The organism is Sinorhizobium fredii USDA 257, from assembly GCF_000265205.3.
Lineage (GTDB): Bacteria > Pseudomonadota > Alphaproteobacteria > Rhizobiales > Rhizobiaceae > Sinorhizobium > Sinorhizobium fredii_B.
In genome coordinates, this window is sequence record NC_018000.1 from 6,021,241 (window position 1) to 6,039,296 (window position 18,056).

The 18,056-nt window shown below is 64.3% G+C and carries 7 protein-coding genes and 1 pseudogene; 5 read left to right on the top strand and 3 right to left on the bottom strand.

All coding sequences use genetic code 11. The annotated features are described in order from the left end of the window. Positions 1-96: 96 nt before the first annotated feature. Together ndvB and USDA257_RS28305 are read right to left on the bottom strand one after the other, a co-directional pair. The gene (gene ndvB / locus USDA257_RS28300) at positions 97-8,709 is read right to left on the bottom strand and encodes a cyclic beta-(1,2)-glucan synthase (RefSeq protein WP_041414783.1); all 8,613 of its coding nucleotides are present in this window, start codon (positions 8,707-8,709) and stop codon (positions 97-99) included. A 353-nt stretch (positions 8,710-9,062) separates the two neighbouring features. Beyond that, positions 9,063-9,956 carry a LysR family transcriptional regulator gene (locus tag USDA257_RS28305; protein WP_014766417.1) on the bottom strand — a complete coding sequence of 298 codons (894 nt, stop codon included), beginning with the start codon at positions 9,954-9,956 and terminating at the stop codon, positions 9,063-9,065. A 112-nt stretch (positions 9,957-10,068) separates the two neighbouring features. On the opposite strand from USDA257_RS28305, the pseudogene hglS reads away from it, so the two are divergent. The 4 genes and pseudogenes from hglS (at position 10,069) to USDA257_RS28325 (ending at position 15,773) form a co-directional block, all read left to right on the top strand. After that, a pseudogene (gene hglS, locus USDA257_RS28310) lies at positions 10,069-11,461 on the top strand (2-oxoadipate dioxygenase/decarboxylase HglS). Positions 11,462-11,471: 10 nt separating this feature from the next. Beyond that, entirely contained in the window at positions 11,472-12,893 is a 1,422-nt protein-coding gene (locus USDA257_RS28315) for an FAD-binding oxidoreductase (RefSeq protein ID WP_014766419.1), read from the top strand. Between the two features lie 89 nt (positions 12,894-12,982). Continuing rightward, entirely contained in the window at positions 12,983-14,515 is a 1,533-nt protein-coding gene (gene amaB, locus USDA257_RS28320; RefSeq protein WP_014766420.1) for an L-piperidine-6-carboxylate dehydrogenase, read from the top strand. Between the two features lie 25 nt (positions 14,516-14,540). Then, a complete protein-coding gene (locus tag USDA257_RS28325) occupies positions 14,541-15,773 on the top strand; it encodes a pyridoxal phosphate-dependent aminotransferase (protein ID WP_014766421.1) in 1,233 nt (410 codons plus the stop codon). A gap of 193 nt (positions 15,774-15,966) precedes the next feature. Here the strand turns inward: USDA257_RS28325 and USDA257_RS28330 are convergent, their stop codons facing one another. Further along, positions 15,967-16,515 carry a cupin domain-containing protein gene (locus tag USDA257_RS28330; RefSeq protein ID WP_014766422.1) on the bottom strand — a complete coding sequence of 183 codons (549 nt, stop codon included), beginning with the start codon at positions 16,513-16,515 and terminating at the stop codon, positions 15,967-15,969. Between the two features lie 146 nt (positions 16,516-16,661). On the opposite strand from USDA257_RS28330, the gene USDA257_RS28335 reads away from it, so the two are divergent. Continuing rightward, positions 16,662-17,999: an aspartate aminotransferase family protein gene (locus tag USDA257_RS28335; RefSeq protein WP_014766423.1), complete on the top strand. Its 1,338-nt coding sequence runs from the start codon at positions 16,662-16,664 to the stop codon at positions 17,997-17,999. Positions 18,000-18,056 lie beyond the last annotated feature (57 nt).

The following is an 18,056-nucleotide window of genomic DNA, read 5'->3' on the forward strand; positions in this document are numbered from 1 at the left end:
CCGCGACCTGAGGTCGCGCTGCCAAACTGACGGCAAAGAAAAACCGGCCTCGCACTTCCGCACAAAGCCGGTTCCTCTCCCATTCAATTCCGGCGCTTAGAGTAAAATGCCTTCATGCGCGTTTTTTGTGACACTATTATTGACGCTGACGATCAACTCACCGGTTTTTTTGTCGCGGCTGACGGAAATCCGATGGGTGGCGCCATTCAGCCTGACTTCGGCGGAATAACCATCCCATTCCTCCGGCAACACCGGCTGGATCGCCAGCTTTTCCCCCCGCTGGCGAATGCCGAGGATCCCCTCGACGCCGGCGCGGTAGAGCCAGCCGGCCGAGCCGGTATACCAGGTCCAGCCGCCGCGGCCGGCGAGGGCGCCCTCGCCATAGATATCCGCCGCCACGACATAGGGCTCCACGCGGTAATGTTCCGCACCGTCGCGACTGCGCGAATGCGATATCGGGTTCAGCATCTGGAATGCTCGCCAGGCCTCCTCCGGTCGCCCCTGAGCGGCAAAGGCCAGCACGACCCAGGTGGCCGCGTGGGTATATTGGCCGCCATTCTCGCGCACGCCCGGCGGGTAGGACTTGATATAGCCGGGATCCTGCTTGGTCTTTTCGAGCGGCGGCGTGAACAGCCTGACAATGCGTTTTTCCGGATCGACCAGTTCCGCCATCACCGCATCCATGGCGCGCCCGGAACGCTCCGCGTCGCCTTCGCCCGATAGCGTGCTCCAGGATTGCGCGATCGAATCGATCCGGCACTCATTGTTTTCCGCCGAGCCGAGCGGCGATCCATCGTCATAATAGCCGCGACGATAGTAGTCGCCGTCCCAGCCGGCCTCATCGAGCGCCCGCTTGACGATATCGAGATGAGCCGCCCAGAGCGCCACGCGTGGCTCATCCTTGCGCTCACGCGCATAGGGCAGGAAGGCGCGAAGCGCTCCGGCCAGGAACCAGCCGAGCCAGACGCTCGTACCCTCGCCCGCCTCGCCGACGCGGTTCATGCCGTCGTTCCAGTCGCCGCCAAGAATCAGCGGCAGCCCGTTGGCACCGGTGCGTTTGATGGCGAGATCGAGGGCACGGGCGCAATGCTCGTAGATGTCGGCAACCTCGTCAGCGATCTCCGGCGTGTAGAAGCTGTCGTGCTGTCCCTCCTCGAGCGCAGGCCCGACGATGAAGGGCAGCTTCTCGGCGAGGATGTCCTTCGTCCCGGTGACGGTGCAATAATGCGCGACCGCATAGGCGAGCCAGACGACGTCGTCGGAAATCATCGTACGGACGCCCGCCCCGGAGCCGGGCAGCCACCAATGCTGCACGTCGCCTTCGACGAACTGTCGGGAGGCGGCGTTCAACACCTGCGCCCGCGCCAGTTCCGGCCGGTGGGTGAGGAAGGCGAGCGTATCCTGCAATTGATCGCGGAAGCCAAAGGCGCCGCTCGCCTGATAAAAGGCCGAGCGGGCCATGATCCGGCACCCGAGGCTCTGATAGGGAAGCCAGTGATTGATCATGTGGTTGAAGGCCCGGTCGGGTGTCTCCACCTTCACGACGCCAGTGAACTCGCTCCAGAAGGTCTTTGACGTCTCCAGCACCGTTTCGAATGTGCCAGCACGCAATTCCCCTAGGATTCCTTCTATTTGGTCGCTGTTGTCGGCATCGCCGAGGAAGAAGGTGACCTGCCGCTCGGCGCCCGGCTCGATGGTCAGATCCGTCGCAAGCGCCGCGCAAGGGTCGCCGTCCACTTCGGTCGACCCGGAAAGTTCGGCTCCGGAAATAACCGCCTGCGGGGCGAGGATCGCGCCGTTGCGGCCGAGGAACTCCCGGCGGCTCGCCGCGTAGCTCGCCGTCTCGCCATCGATCGCGAAGAATGCCGTGCGGCCGGCAAAATCGATGCTGTAGGGATTGGTCGCGAGAAGCGCGCTCGCAGCCTCCTGCCATTCGGTCAGCACGAAAGGCGCCGTGCGGCTGCGGTTGTTGCCGAGAACCCACTCGGCATAGCCGTAGATGCGCAGCTTGCGGGTGGCCGAACCCCGGTTGCGGATCGACAGCCGGATGAGCTTGGCCGGCAGCGATCTGTGCACGGTGTGGGTCGCCTCGATATCGAGGTCGTCCTGCTTGCTTCGGAAGTTCGAATAGCCAAGGCCGTGACGCGCTTCGAAAAGCGCCGACCTGCGCCGCGAAAGGGCTGCGTAGGGCGTCGTCACCGAACCGCTCGTCATATCGCGGATAAAGATCGCCTCGCCCGGACGGTTGACGACGGCGTCATTGCTCCAGGGGGTCAGCTGGTAGTCGCGCGAATTGCGGCTCCAGGAGAAGCTTGCTCCCTCGGCCGAGACGTGGAAGCCGAAGCCCTCGTTGGAAATGACATTGATCCACGGGTGAGGCGTCGCCTCGCCGCCGCGCAGCCGCACGACATATTCGCGCCCCCCGTCGGCAAAGCCGCCAAAACCGTTCCAGAAGTCGAGGTCGTCGCCGGAGACGGGCGCAGCCGCTCCGTCGGCCGCGTCCTGGATCACCGGCAGCAGCATCCGCGTACGCTCCTTCGCATCTTCCGCCGGCTTTGCGTAGAGCGCGGCGGCGCGGGCGATCTGGTCGGTGATCGTGCCGTTGCGGGCGTGGAAGACGGCGCGCGCCGCCGAGATCAGCGTCGACCAGGTCTCCGGCTCCATCAGGTCGCGCCGCACCGCGAAGATGTGCTGGCGCGGGCCGTCCGAGAGGCCGCGCAGCCTCAGGTTCTCGCACATGGAATCGAGCGTGTGCTGCAGATCCTGCGCATAGGATGAGGCGCGCTCATTGACGATCACCAGATCGGCGGTGATGCCGCGGGCTCTCAGATATTCCTGCGCACGCAGCGCCTCGCGGGCGATGCCGAGGTCGCCGTCGTCATTGATCCTCAGGCAGAAGATCGGGAAGTCGCCGGAGATCGCCAGCGGCCACAGCGCCGCCTGGGAGGCGAGGCCGACCTTGACGCTCGCCGTGTCGGCGCGAAGGTGCATGTCGGGATAGACCAGGTAGCGGCCGAGCATCTGGAAGCTTGCCGCCTCCTTCGAACTGATCCCGACATGGCGCATCTGCACCTGGCTGCGGGTCCAGGCATGGATGAGCTCGTGATTGAAAGTTTCCGGGTGGCGGTAGCGGTCGATCGCCCGGTCGACTGCTTCCCGGTCCGGGGCGGCGATCGTCCAGAAGATGACGCTGACCTTCTTGCCGGCCGGAACCCGGACGACACGCCGGAGCGCCATGATCGGGTCGAGCGTATAGCCGTCGGTGCCCGAGAGGCTGACGCCCGGATCGAAGGCGGCGGCCTCCGACAGCGTGCGGCCCTGGCCGACGAAGCGGCGGCGGTCGGTTTCCGCCTGGGTGTGCCGATCGCTGCCGGCATTGTCGGTGATGAGATGCGCGACCTCGATGTCCGGGTCACTGGAACTGCGCTTGTTGCGCGACACCCGGATGACGTCGCCCTGCCGGCTGATCTCGGTGCGGATAAACATCTTCGAGAAGGCCGGATGCGCGCTGTCGGCATCGTCCATGGCGAGCACCGGCTCGGCATAGGAAGTGACTTCGATGAAGCGGTCTTCCGTGCCGGTATTGAGCAGGATGACCCGGCGGCCTTCGGCGTCGTGTTCCGTGGCGACGATGCATTCCACCTCGCTCATGAGATCGCCGACGGTCTTGACGAACTCGGCCTTGTCGTCGCCGAAGCGGGTGAGGGTCTTTTCGCCCTCGACGCGGCGCGGCTCGGCGGTCGCCGACCACCACTCGCCCGTCACCGTGTCGCGCAGGAAGATGAACGTTCCCGACCTGTCTTCCACCGGATCGGGCTTCCAACGGGTAACCGACTGGCCGTTCCAGCGCCCGTAGCCGGCGCCGGTCGCCGTCAGCATGATGGAATAGTGGCCGTTCGACAGGAAAACCGTCTCGCGGTCCTGCGCCAGCGGGTCCTCGATCAGCCGGACTTCCGGGCGCAGCAGGTCGGCCTGTCCCTTGCCGAGTGATTCCGGCTCGCGCTTGGCAGCCATCACCGGAATGTCGCGCGGCGCCTTTTCCTGCAGCAAGAGCTCCGCCGCCTCGATCACCGGATCGGCGTGGAACCATTCGCGCAATTGGCCATTGAAGACCACGTTTGCGACGGCTGCGATCGACATGCCATGATGGTGGGCGTAGTAGTTGCGCACCACGGCGCATTTCTGCCCTTCGGGCACGCGCGTCGGCGTGAAATCCACCGCATCGTGATAGCCATAGGCACCAAGGGCGCCGACTTCCCGGAGCCGCTCCAGATTGGCGAGCGCCGACTTCGGGTCGTACATGCAGGCGAGGATCGACGCGTAGGGCGCGATCACCGCATTCTGGCCGAGACCACGTTTGAGGCCCAGCGTCGGCACGCCGAAATTCGTGTACTGGTAGGTGAGCTCGTGATCGCGCGCATTGAAGGCGGCCTCAGAGATGCCCCACGGGGTCCCGAGGCGCCGGCCATGGTTGATCTGCTCCTGCACCACCAGATTGTTCGTCTGGTTCAGGATGCCGCCTTGCCGCTCCTGTATGACGAGCGGCGGCATCAGATATTCGAACATCGAGCCGGACCAGGAGACGAGCGCGCCGCGCGCGCCGATCGGCACGATCGGCCGTCCGAGCTTGTACCAATGCTCGGTCGGCAGATCCCCCTTGGCGATTGCGAAGAGGCTCGTCAGCCGCGCTTCTGAAGCCAAAAGGTCATAGCAGGCCTCGTCGAGCTCGTTGGCGTTCACCCGGTAACCGATCGAGAGCAGCCGCCGCTCCGGCCGGAACAGGAAGCTGAAATCCATCGAGAAAGCGATGTCGCGGGCCCGGTCCTTGAGCACGAGCAGGCGCTGGCGCAGCGAGTCGATCGCCCCGAGATCGAAGACGCCGTCGGCGATGTGCGCCTCGCAGGTCGCCACCAGCGAGCCCGCCCATTTGGCCACTTCGCCGCTTTGGGCGGTGCGGACCTCATGGTCGAGATTGAGGGTAAGCTTGTGCATGTCGCGGGCAAGCACCGCCAGGTTGATGACCCGGATCGAGGCGAACTCGTGCTCGCGCTTGACGGCGGCGAGCGCGTTCTGGAAGCCGGCGATGCGCTCTTCGATCAGCCGCCGCAAAGGACGCACGGTCTTGCGGTCGTCCGGCAGTTCGTCCAGCACCTCGGCGAGGATGGCGGCGACGTCGCCGATGCCGTCGAGATTGCCCTGGACATGGGCGGAGGGCGCCTCGGCCCATTCCCGGCACATGGACGAGACTGCGATCAGGTGCCCGGCCAGATTACCGCTGTCGACCGACGAGATATAGCGCGGCTCCATCGTTTCGAGGCCGCGCGTGCGGTACCAGTTGAAGAGATGGCCGCGGTATTTGGGCATGCGATCGATCGTGGCGATCGTCTGCTCGAGCCGGGTGATCGTCTCCTCGAAGCCGATCCAGCCGAAGGAGCGCGCCGACATCGCCGACAGGAGATAGACGCCGATATTGGTGGGCGAGGTGCGCTCCGCCAGAACCGGTTGCGGAGTTTCCTGGAAATTGTCCGGCGGCAGGAAGTTCTGCTCGGCGGTGACGAAGGTCTCGAAATAGCGCCATGTCCGCCGGGCGATCTTGCGCATGTCCTCTATCGCCTCGTCGGAGACGACGAGCTGGTCTTCCGTTTCCGCCGACTGGCTGACGAACCATGCGACCGCCGGCGACGCCGCCCAGACAAGGGCAAACGGGATGCCGATGAAGGGCAGCCCGGTATCGGAGACGGCCGCGAGCGCAAGCGAAACAAGGGAGAGCGCCGGCGCCGTCCACATGGCGCGGAAATAGTCGCCGATCGAGCCGTGGCCGGCACTCTGGACCTGCGCGGCCGTCCGCCATTCGAGCATCAGCTTGCGGCTGACGAAGGTGCGGTAGAGCGACCGGACGATCGCGTCCGCCATCATCGCCGCATTGTGGGCGATGAAGACGATGCGCAAGGCAACTTGCGCATTGGCGGCGCGGATGTCGGAAAGCACCGTGTGTATATGGGCGCGGGCGACGATATCGTTGCGCCGCGGCATGATCCCGGAGATGAGCGATAGCGTCGGCGCGACGAAAAGACTGAAGATCAGCACGATCTGCCAGATCAGCGCATCCGTCGGCTGCATGTAGTACCAGCCCATGACGGAAGCAGCGAGCCAGGCGACGGGAATCAGCGAGCGGCGCAGGTTGTCGTACATCTTCCAGCGGCCGAGCATGGAGAGCCCGTTCGTCAGGCTGAAGATGTAAGGCAGGAGCTGCCAGTCGCCACGCGCCCAGCGGTGCTGACGCGACATCTCGACTTCGTAGCGGGTCGGGAAGTCCTCGACGAGCTCGATATCGGTCACCAGCGCGCAGCGCGCATAGGATCCCTCGAGCAGGTCATGGCTGAGCACCGCGTTCTCTTCGATCCGGCCCTTGAGCGCCGCCTCGAAGGCATCGACGTGGTAGAGGCCCTTGCCGGTGAAACTGCCTTCGTCGGTGATGTCCTGATAGACGTCGGAAACGGTGAAGATATAGGGATCGATGCCGCGGTTGATCGAGAAGATGCGCTGGAAGGCGGAGGCCTCGTTGCCCGTCGTCAGCGACGGCGTCACGCGCGGCTGCAGGAGGCTGTAGCCGGCTACCACCTGCTGCGTCTTCGGGTTCACGACCGGCCGGTTGATCGGGTGATAGAGCTTGCCGACCAGCTTCGTCACCGCGTCGCGCATCAGGCGCGTGTCGGAATCGAGCGTCATGACATATTGCACGTCCTCCGGCACCGTATTGGCGCCCTGGAGGAACGAGGTGTCGCGATCACCGCGCAACAGGAGGTTGAGCTCGTGCAGCTTGCCGCGCTTGCGCTCCCAGCCCATCCAGACGCCTTCGGCCTCGTTGAACAGCCGCCGGCGGTGCAAGAGGAAGAAGCGCGTCTTGCCGTCATAGGCATAGCGGGCCGCGAGCGACGCCACTTCCCGCTTGGCATATTCGAGCACGTCCGAATCGGTCGGCGTTTCCTCGAACTTGCTGTCGGCCCAGTCGCTCAACAGAGCGAAATAGATCTCGCCACGCGGATTGGCGAGATAATGAACCTCGAGATTGCGCACCAGCTCGTCGACATGGTCGCGCTTGGCGATCAGGCAGGGCACCACGACGAGCGTGCGGGCGTCCTCGGGGATGCCGTCGAGGAACTCGTAACCGACAAGCCGCGACGGTTTGACGAACAGCGTGACGAGCGTGTTGAACAGGCCCATCGCACCCTCGGAAGCCGGCAGCGCGAAAAGCAGCAGCATGATCAGCTTGGCGCCGTTCGGAATGTCCATCGGGCTAACGAAGGCGTAAACGGCAATCATCGCCAGAATGGTCAGAAGGATGTTCGGCCCGGCGATCGCAAACCAGTCCAGCTTGCGCACCAGGCGGATCATCCTCTGCAGCACCGACGGCGAATAGCCGATCCTCCTCTCCAGGATTTTGCGCCGTTCGCCGACAAGGAAGGCGCCGACATTCGGCTCCTGCAGCGGCGCCTCGACCGCGGCGGCGGCCCTCGCCTCCTCGACCATCTCGATCGCCGTCTGCGTGACCTCGTGCTCGCTGTAGCCGGACCGGCGGGCGAGCTTTTCGATGGTGTCGCGATACGTGTTGCGCGAACCGAATTCGAGCGCCGCATAGTCGGAGCCTTCACGCAGCGTCGCGTCGATCTTGCTGACACTCTCGAACCAGACGGCCCAGTCCGTGTCGTCGATCTCGCGCAGGCTGCGGATGATATTGCTCATCGTCGCGTTGCCGGACGACAGGCGGTTCTGTTCGGCGACCAGCGCCTCCTCGACATCGGTGCCGCGCTGCTCAAGCCTTTCCTCGATCCAGCCGATGACCGCGCCGGAGGTCTGCGACCCGTCGCGCATCCGGTAGAGAAGTTGGGCGATGAAGGTGTTGTCGGCGGCAAGCGCCTCGGACTCCGCCAAAAGCGACCGGCATCGTTCCGGATCGCTCAGGCGGATGATCTGGTCGGCCACCTCGTTCGCCTTCCGCCGCATGCCGCGCGAGCGTTCGACGCGGATTGCGATTCGGCGCAGGTTTTCGATGAGGACGAAGCGCAGGATCGACGGCAGGGCCCACAATTCACCGATCTTGAGGGTCTCCTGCTCCTGGAAACCCTCGACCATCGCGGTGATGCTCTCCCGCGAAACGGTGCTGTGGGTGTGGGCCACATAGAGCCAGGCAAGCGCCATGGTGCGCGGAATGGTCGTGCCGGAAACCGACAACGTCGGCAATTGGCGGTAGAACTTGCGCGGAAAATCGCGCCGGACCTCCTGGATCGCTTCCTCCACGACATGGTGGTTGTCGAGCAGCCATTCGGCCGCCGGGGTGATCGAGGCGCCGGCTTCGACGTCGGCCGCCGTCGCCCGGTAGACACGGAAGATTTCCTTCTCGTTCTCCCGGTGTCTGGTGCGGAACTCGAAGGGAAAGAATCCCGGCAGGGATGAAACACCGCTCAGCGCAAGCTCGGCCCCGCACGCCCTGAGGTCGTCGTTCGAGAAATAGGTCGAGCGGATCGAATCGTTGTAATCGATTTGCTTCGCTTCGGGTTCGCGCGGGGTATTGGACGGCGTCGTATGTTGGAGCATGGGTATGGATTCTGTTTCCAACCGGGGTTGATTGGCCCGGTTCTCGTTGATCTGCCGGAGTGGCTGCGGCCCTGAAGTTCCAGGCGGCGCCGGCGCGTTTCTAGACACGGTCATGTGTCCCCCCATCTGCCGTCGTCATCCCGGAGCCGGAAAGCCGCGGAAGCAGGCGCTGGCCGGGACATGGGGCCCGAAGATCGCAATGCCGACGGCGCGTTGGATGTCACGGCCGGGTGATGCATCAAAGTGGCATTTTTTAGCCGCAGTGTCAGCGGCTTGCAAGGATTGCGAGCATCGCCTTGATCGATTTGCGCGGGACTGCGGCGGCAGCGCTGCGGCGCGGCCGCACCCTCCCGCTGGCTCGATGAATGCTTGACTCAAGTCCGGCCCCTTCCTGGTAAGTGGCAGCATGACGATCTCAAAAGGACCGCTTGGAAAGCCGCCTTCCACCCTCCCCGGCTGCGTCGGTCTCAGCCGACCTGCTCGCTGATCCATTCCCGGAAGGCGCGGCTGATCGGGTTTTCCAGTTTGCCTTCCGGCACGACGAGATAATAGCTGTTTTCCGTCTGCATCGGTCGATCGAGTACAATCCGCAGCGTGCCTGCGGCGAGTTCCTGCTCGATCAGATAACGGGGCAAAAGGGCAAAACCGAGACCTGCGGTCGCCGCTTCGATCACCATCGAGAATTGATCGAACCGGTTGCCCCGGTAGGCGCCGTGACTGTCGACACCGCTGGCGTCGAACCATTGCGCCCAGAGCTTCGGCCTCGTCGCAAGATGAAGCAGCGGTCCGCCGCCGATGTCTTCGGGCGTCTCGACCGAATTGGCTGCAAGAAGCGCCGGACTTGCGGCCGGTACGATGACCTCGCTGCACAAATAGCTGCAGGTGGCGCGCGCCCAGACCGGCTGGCCGTAGTGGATCGCCAGGTCGAAATTCTGCTCGTCGAAATCGAACGGCGCCGAGCGCGAGGCGATGTTGAGAACCGTGCCGGGATAGCGCCTCAGGAAATCCGGCAGGCGCGGCACCAGCCAGCGGCTGCCGAAGGTCGGAAGCGAGGCAACGGAAAGGCTTGAATCCGCCCGTGCCGAGGCCATGGCACGCACCATCAGTTCCTCCGTCTGGTGCAGGAGACGGCGGACCTCCGGCAGGAATTTCTGCCCCGCATCCGAGAGAATGACCCGCTGGCGGACCCGCTCGAAGAGCAGCACGCCCAATTGTGTCTCGAGGTCCTTGATCTGCCGGCTGACGGCGCTTTGGGTGAGATTGAGTTCGGCCGCCGCTTGGGTGAAGCTGCCGTGACGCGCCGCGCATTCGAAAGCCTGCAGCGTCGTCACGTCGGGAACCAGTCGGCGGCTTAACTTCATTCCGGCCTCGCATCAACATAGTCAGAAGCAGCGCGATCAATGGCCGCCGACTTTGGATATGATCAGAATTAAGAATGATCTTGTCTTCACCCTTAGCGCGAGGCGAGCCCCAGTGAAAGAGAATAGTTTCGTATCGGCCGACGATATCCGCGCCGCCTTCTCCGCCGCGATGTCCTTGATGTACCGCGAGGAGGTGCCGGCCTACGGCACGCTGATGGAACTGGTCGCGAAGGTCAATGCTGACACACTGGCGGCGGATGCGACGCTCAAGGAACGCTTGGAGGCAACTGATACGCTCGAACGCCTCTCCGAGGAACGTCACGGCGCGATCCGTCTCGGCACCCCGGCGGAATTGTCGGTGATGCGCCGCGTCTTCGCGGTGATGGGCATGTATCCGGTCGGTTACTACGATCTTTCGACCGCCGGCGTGCCGGTGCATTCGACCGCTTTCCGCCCGGTGGGCGAAGCCGCATTGAAGCGCAATCCCTTCCGCGTTTTCACCTCGCTCCTGCGGCTGGACCTGATCGCCGACGAGATGCTGCGCACCGAGGCGGACGCGATCCTTGAAGAACGCCGCATCTTCACGCCGGGGGCCATCGAGCTTACCGAGAAGGCCGAGCGCGGCGGCGGGCTCGACAAGGCCGATGCCGAGCGCTTCGTCGTCGAGGTGCTGGAAACCTTCCGCTGGCACGACAGGGCCAATGTGAGCGCCGAGATGTACGAGCGCCTGCATGACGCCCACCGGCTGATCGCCGACGTCGTCTCCTTCAAGGGGCCGCACATCAACCATCTGACGCCGCGCACGCTCGACATCGACCAGGTCCAGGCGTTGATGCCCGAATACGGCATTGCCCCCAAGGCCGTCGTCGAAGGGCCCCCGACCCGCAACTGCCCGATCCTGTTGCGTCAGACCTCCTTCAAGGCGCTCGAGGAAGCGGTTTCCTTCCGCGACGCCGACGGCGGCTGGAAGCCCGGCTCGCACACCGCCCGTTTCGGCGAGATCGAACAGCGCGGCATCGCGCTAACCCCGAAGGGCCGCGCCCTTTACGACCGATTGCTCGACGAATCGCGCAAGATCGTGCGTCCCTCCGCCGACGGATCCAATGCCAGGGAGTACGGAGCGGCGCTCGCCAACGCCTTTGACGCCTTCCCGGACAGTTGGACTGAAATTCGCCAGGCAGGGCTCGGTTATTTCAGCTATTCTCTGACGGAAAAGGGCCGGCAGACGAAGCTGCCCGGCCGGCGTGGTCTCGACTCGCTGATCGCCGACGGCCTCGTCCAATACGATCCGATCGTCTACGAGGACTTCCTTCCGGTCAGCGCCGCCGGTATCTTCCAGTCGAACCTCGGCGACGGCGGGCAGCAGGAATTCGTCGCGAGCCCGAACCAGAAGCGCTTCGAGGCCCGCCGCCGTCCTCAACGAATTCGATCACTATGCCGGCATCGAAAAGGCATCGATCGAGAGCTGCCTCAAGGTCTTGACCGCCGCCGTGGCAGCGGAATGATACGCCGACGATGATTGAACGGGACCATATCGACGCGCTGGCACGGCTCCTTGGCGACAAGGGCGTCGTCACGCGTCCGGAAGACATGGAAGCCTACGAGACCGGCGCGCGCTACGACCGCGGCCGCGCCGCCGCCGTGCTGCGTCCGGCGAGCACCGCGGAGGTTTCCGCCGCGGTTTCTTACTGCGTGCGCAACGGCATCGCCCTCATCCCTCAGTCCGGCAATACGGGGCTCGTTTCCGGCTCGACGCCGGATAACTTCGGCAGCGAAGTGGTCCTCAGCCTCGACCGTCTGACGCGGCGCTTCGAGATCGGCCTGGACAATCGGTCAATTCGCGTCGATGCGGGCTTTCGCCTTTCCGACCTCAACAGGAAGCTCGAGGAGCACGACCTGTTCTTCCCGATCGACCTTGGCGCCGATCCGCGGCTGGGCGGCATGATCGCCACCAATACGGGCGGCTCGCGTTTCCTGAAATATGGTGACGTCCGCCGCAACACGCTGGGCTTGAAGGTGGTGCTCGCCGACGAGACAGGCACTGTGCTCGATCTCGACTGCGATCTCAGAAAGAACAATACCGGCGTCGACTGGAAGCAGATCTTCATCGGCACCTCCGGCGCTTTCGGCATCGTCACCGAATGTGTGCTCAATCTCGAGCGCCTGCCGAAGCAGACGGCAACCGCGTTCCTCGTTCCTGCGAGCGGTGCCCATGTCCTGCCGCTCCTGAACGCCGTGGAAGAGCGCCTCGGCGCCTATCTGTCAGCCTTCGAGGGAATGTCGAAGAACGCGATTGCCGCCGCCTTCGCCCATGTCCCGTCGCTCAAGAACCCTTTCCAGGGCGGCAACATCCCCGACTATGTTATCCTGGCAGAGATCTCCCGCACCTGGCCACCGCGCGAGGGCGAGCAGTCGCTCGACGCGGTTCTCGAAGGTGTGCTGGCGGAAATCTGGGAGATGGAAGAAGCGCCGCTCGCCGATGCTTTCATCGGCCCGCCGCACGAGACTTGGGCACTGCGCCATGCGCTTTCCGAAGGCGTGAAGCATCTGGGCAAGCTGATTGCCTTCGATCTGTCCTTCCGAAGGGGTGACATCATGGCCTACTGCGACCATATGAAGGCCGAAATGCCGCAGAAATTTCCCGGCGTCACGGTTTGCGATTTCGGCCATATCGGCGACGGCGGCGTCCACTTCAATCTGGTCGTCGCGAAGGATAGCCCGCTATTGACCGATCCGGCCTTCGAGCAGCGCCTGCGCGAATGGGTCTTCACTGTCGCGGTAGAGCAGTATCAGGGCAGCTTCAGCGCAGAGCATGCGATCGGCCGCCGCAACCAGGCCTATTACGATCTCTACACGCCGGAAAAACTCAAGGAGATGGCCGCCGGACTGAAGACGTTCACCTCGCCGGGAAAGCTCGGCAGTGTGCGTTTCGGTTGAGCCGCGCGGGATGAGGAAACGTGTGAAGCGGTTTTCCGCCCGCATCTCGCGCCAACCTCACAAATAAGACAACACGGGAGTCAGACGACATGAATATTGCAGCCACGAAAGTCGACGTTGCCAAGGAGGCAGCCGCCCTCCTCGACAAGATGGGCGTCGCCAGGGAACTCTATACCGGCGGCGACATGCCGTCCTACAGCCCGGTCACCGGCGAGCAGATCGCCAGCCTGAAGACCGTGTCGGCCGCCGAAGCGGCCGGGAAGATCGAACAGGCCGACGAGGCCTTCCGTGCCTGGCGGCTGGTGCCGGCGCCGAAGCGCGGCGAGCTCGTCCGGCTGCTCGGCGAGGAACTGCGTGCCTTCAAGGCCGATCTCGGCCGCCTCGTCTCGCTCGAAGCCGGCAAGATCCCGTCCGAAGGCCTCGGCGAAGTGCAGGAAATGATCGACATCTGCGATTTCGCCGTCGGCCTGTCCCGCCAGCTCTACGGCCTGACGATCGCCACCGAACGTCCCGGCCATCGAATGATGGAAACCTGGCATCCGCTCGGCGTCGTCGGCATCATCTCGGCCTTCAACTTCCCGGTCGCCGTCTGGTCGTGGAACGCAGCACTAGCGCTCGTCTGCGGCAACGCCGTCGTCTGGAAGCCGTCGGAAAAGACCCCGCTCACCGCCCTTGCCTGCGAGGCGATCCTCGAGCGCGCCCTCGCCCGCTTCGGCGATGCGCCGGCAGGCCTGTCGCAGGTGCTGATCGGCGACCGCGCAATCGGCGAGGTGCTCGTCGACCATCCGAAGGTTCCGCTTGTCTCGGCGACCGGCTCGACCCGCATGGGCCGCGACGTCGGGCCGCGCCTTGCCAAGCGCTTCGCCCGCGCGATCCTCGAGCTCGGCGGCAACAATGCCGGCATCGTCTGCCCCTCGGCCGATCTCGACATGGCGCTCCGCGCCATCGCCTTCGGCGCCATGGGCACTGCCGGCCAGCGCTGCACGACGCTCCGCCGCCTCTTCGTGCATGAAAGCGTCTATGACCAGCTCGTGCCTCGCCTGAAGAAGGCCTATCAATCGGTCTCGGTCGGCAATCCGCTGGAATCGACCGCACTCGTCGGTCCGCTCGTCGACAAGGCCGCCTTCGACAGCATGCAGAAGGCGATCGCCGAGGCCAAGAGTGAGGGCGGTGCGGTAACCGGCGGCGAACGCGTCGAGCTCGGCTACGAGAACGGCTACTACGTCAAGCCGGCTCTCGTCGAAATGCCAAAGCAGGTGGGCCCGGTGCTTGAAGAAACCTTCGCGCCGATTCTCTATGTCATGAAGTACAGCGACTTCGACGCAGTGGTCGCCGACCACAATGCGGTCGCGGCCGGACTTTCATCGTCGATCTTTACCCGCGACATGCAGGAATCGGAGCGCTTCCTGGCGGCCGACGGCTCGGATTGCGGCATTGCCAACGTCAATATCGGCACCTCCGGTGCGGAAATCGGCGGCGCCTTCGGGGGCGAAAAGGAAACCGGCGGCGGCCGTGAATCCGGCTCCGACGCCTGGAGGGCCTATATGCGCCGCGCCACCAACACGATCAACTATTCGAAGGCTCTGCCGCTGGCGCAGGGCGTCTCGTTCGACATCGAATAACTGGCGACATCGAATAGGATCGACAATGACCATCAATGCAACGGTCAAGGAGGCGGGCTTTCTGCCCGCCTCGCGGATTTCCTCGATCGGCGTTTCGGAAATCCTGAAGATCGGCGCCCGCGCCAATGCCATGAAACGGGAAGGCAAGCCGGTCATCATCCTCGGCGCCGGCGAGCCGGATTTCGACACGCCTGACCACGTCAAGCAAGCTGCCTGGGAAGCGATCCAGCGCGGCGAGACGAAATACACGGCGCTCGACGGCTCGCCGGAATTGAAGAAGGCGATCCGCGAAAAATTTCAGCGCGAGAACGGCCTTGCCTATGAGTTGGACGAGATCACGGTTGGCACCGGCGCCAAGCAGATCCTCTTCAACGCCATGATGGCGTCGATCAATCCCGGCGACGAGGTGATCATCCCGACGCCCTACTGGACTTCCTATTCGGACATCGTCCAGATCTGCGAAGGCAAGCCGGTGCTGATCGCCTGCGATGCGTCGTCCGGCTTCCGCCTGACGGCGGAAAAACTCGAGGCGGCGATCACGCCGAAGACGCGCTGGGTGCTCTTAAACTCGCCGTCGAATCCGTCGGGCGCTGCCTATGGCGCCGACGACTACCGGCCGCTGCTCGATGTTCTGCTCAAGCACCCGCATGTCTGGCTGCTCGTCGACGACATGTACGAGCATATCGTCTATGACGGCTTCCGGTTCGTCACTCCCGCCCAGCTCGAGCCGAGCCTCAAGGAGCGGACGCTCACCGTCAACGGCGTCTCGAAAGCCTATGCGATGACCGGCTGGCGGATCGGTTATGCCGGCGGCCCGCGCGCGCTGATCAAGGCGATGGCCGTCGTCCAGAGCCAGGCGACCTCTTGCCCCTCATCGGTGAGCCAGGCGGCCTCGATCGCGGCACTGAACGGCCGGCAGGATTTCCTGAAAGAACGCACCGCGAGCTTCCGGCGCCGCCGCGACCTGGTGGTGAGCGGACTGAACGCCATCGACGGCCTCGATTGCCGCGTTCCCGAAGGTGCCTTCTACACCTTCTCCGGCTGCGCCGGCATGCTCGGCAAGGCGACGCCCGAGGGTAAGCGGATTGAAACGGATACGGATTTCTGCGCCTATCTGCTCGAAGACGCCCATGTCGCCGTCGTCCCAGGCTCGGCCTTCGGCCTTTCGCCCTTCTTCCGCATCTCCTATGCGACGTCGGAGGGGGAGCTCAAGGAAGCGCTGACGCGTATCGCCGCGGCCTGCGCGCGGCTTTCCTGAGTCAGTTAAAAGAGGCGCGGAAAAGACCCCTCCCCACAGGTGGGAGAGGCCTGACCTGCCGCACCCACACCTCCTCGTTTGGACCGTTCCAGCTGGGATAGAGCTTGACGAAATGGCGCCGGGCTCAACGCGCATCAAAGCTCCTCCTCCCTGTGGGGAGGGGTTGGGGGAGGGGCATTCTCGCACCCCCTTCTCAAAACGTCGGCGGCGTGCAGGCGCTGATCACCTCGCAGGGCACCGGCCCGACGCAGCGGAAACGATGCGGCCGCCGGCTTTCGAAATAATAGGCGTCGCCCGGTCCGAGGATGCGCCGCTCGTCATCGACGGTCACCTCGAGCCGCCCGGAAAGCACGATGCCGCCCTCCTCGCCCTCATGCACCAGCGGCACCTTGCCGGTGTCCGCCCCCGGCTGGTAGCACTCCTTGAGGATCTGCAGGCTGCGGCCGAAAAGATTGTCGCCGATCTGCCGGTATGAAATCGGCCCCTTGCCGATCTCCACCAATTCCTCCGCCGCATAGAAGGCTTTGCGCGGCTTCTCCGGTTCGAAGGAAAAGAACTCGGCAAGCCCGATCGGGATGCCGTCGAGAATGCGCTTCAAGGCACCGACCGAAGGGTTCGAAGCGTTCGATTCGATGAGCGATATGGTCGAGTTGGTGACGCCCGCCCGCTTGGCCAGTTCCCGCTGGGAGAGATTGTGCATCAGCCGCACATGCCGCAGGCGGCTGCCGATGTCGACGCTCATCAGAGTTTCCCGTGTTGACGTTGTTCGGAATATCGAAATAGTATCAAACACAGCCCATAAAATACAATGACTTAGCTAAACAAAGAAAAGGACTTGTTCGGCATCCCAAATCATGGCGTCAATCCCGCACCTGATTGGAGGATCGCATGGACGCTCACAACAAATCCAACGCCCCGGTGCTCGACAGCTACTGGATGCCCTTCACCGCCAACCGCCAGTTCAAGGCGGCCCCGCGCCTGCTCGCCTCGGCCGAGGGCATGCACTACACCAGCGTCGACGGACGCAGGATTCTCGACGGCACCGCCGGTCTCTGGTGCGTCAATGCCGGCCATGGCCGCCGCCAGATCGCCGCCGCCGTCGAGCGACAGCTGACGACGATGGATTTTGCCCCCTCCTTCCAGATGGGCCATCCGATCGCCTTCGACTTTGCCGAACGCCTTGCCGAGATCGCCCCCGGCCCGGCGGCCGCCAAGCTCGACCGGGTGTTCTTCACCGGCTCCGGATCGGAGTCGGTCGACACCGCACTGAAGATCGCGCTCGCCTACCAGCGCTCGATCGGCCAGGGCACGCGCACCCGTCTGATCGGCCGCGAGCGCGGCTATCACGGCGTCGGCTTCGGCGGCATCTCGGTCGGCGGCATCCTCAACAATCGCCGTGTCTTCCCGCAGCTTCCCGGCTCCGACCATCTGCGCCACACCCATGATCTTTCCAAGAACGCCTTCGTCAAGGGCCAGCCGGAGCACGGCGCCGACCTCGCCGACGACCTCGAAAGGCTGGTGGCGCTGCACGGCGCCGAGACGATCGCCGCCTGCATCGTCGAGCCCGTCGCCGGCTCGACCGGCGTCTTGATCCCGCCGAAGGGCTATCTCGAGCGCCTGCGTGCGATCTGCGACAGGGACGGCATCCTCCTGATCTTCGACGAGGTGATCACCGGCTTCGGCCGCCTCGGCGCGACCTTCGCGGCCGACTATTTCGGCGTGACGCCGGATATCGTCACCACCGCCAAGGGGCTCACCAACGGTGCCATTCCGATGGGCGCGGTCTTTGCCAGCCGTAAGGTTCACGACGCGCTGATGCATGGGCCGGAGGGTCAGATCGAACTCTTCCACGGCTACACCTATTCCGGCCACCCGGCCGCCTGCGCCGCCGGCATTGCCACCCTCGACATTTATCGCGACGAGGGCCTGATGACCCGTGCCGCCGAACTGCAGGCGGACTGGCACGAGGCGATGCATTCGCTGAAGGGCCTGCCGCATGTCATCGACATCCGCACCATCGGCCTCATCGCCGGCATCGAGCTCCTGTCACGCGACGGCGCCCCCGGCGCCCGCGCCTACGACGTGTTCGTCGATTGCTTCGAGAGGGGTCTGCTCATCCGCGTGACCGGCGATATCATCGCTTTCTCGCCGCCGCTGATCGTCGAGAAGCAGCATTTCGGCGAGATCGTCTCTATCCTCGGCGCTGCGCTGCAGCGGGTGAAGTAACCAGATCGATACTTGGCGGCAGGGCGGCGTGTCAACAAACTCCTCCCCAATCCACAA

What these genes read in the sequence shown, in the direction of transcription:
- USDA257_RS28325 (WP_014766421.1), top strand. Translation starts at nt 14,541, where the DNA reads ATGACCATCAATGCAACGGTCAAGGAGGCGGGCTTTCTGCCCGCCTCG.
- amaB (WP_014766420.1), top strand. Translation starts at nt 12,983, where the DNA reads ATGAATATTGCAGCCACGAAAGTCGACGTTGCCAAGGAGGCAGCCGCC.
- USDA257_RS28315 (WP_014766419.1), top strand. Translation starts at nt 11,472, where the DNA reads ATGATTGAACGGGACCATATCGACGCGCTGGCACGGCTCCTTGGCGAC.
- USDA257_RS28305 (WP_014766417.1), bottom strand. Translation starts at nt 9,956, where the DNA reads ATGAAGTTAAGCCGCCGACTGGTTCCCGACGTGACGACGCTGCAGGCT.
- ndvB (WP_041414783.1), bottom strand. Translation starts at nt 8,709, where the DNA reads ATGACCGTGTCTAGAAACGCGCCGGCGCCGCCTGGAACTTCAGGGCCG.
- USDA257_RS28330 (WP_014766422.1), bottom strand. Translation starts at nt 16,515, where the DNA reads ATGAGCGTCGACATCGGCAGCCGCCTGCGGCATGTGCGGCTGATGCAC.
- USDA257_RS28335 (WP_014766423.1), top strand. Translation starts at nt 16,662, where the DNA reads ATGGACGCTCACAACAAATCCAACGCCCCGGTGCTCGACAGCTACTGG.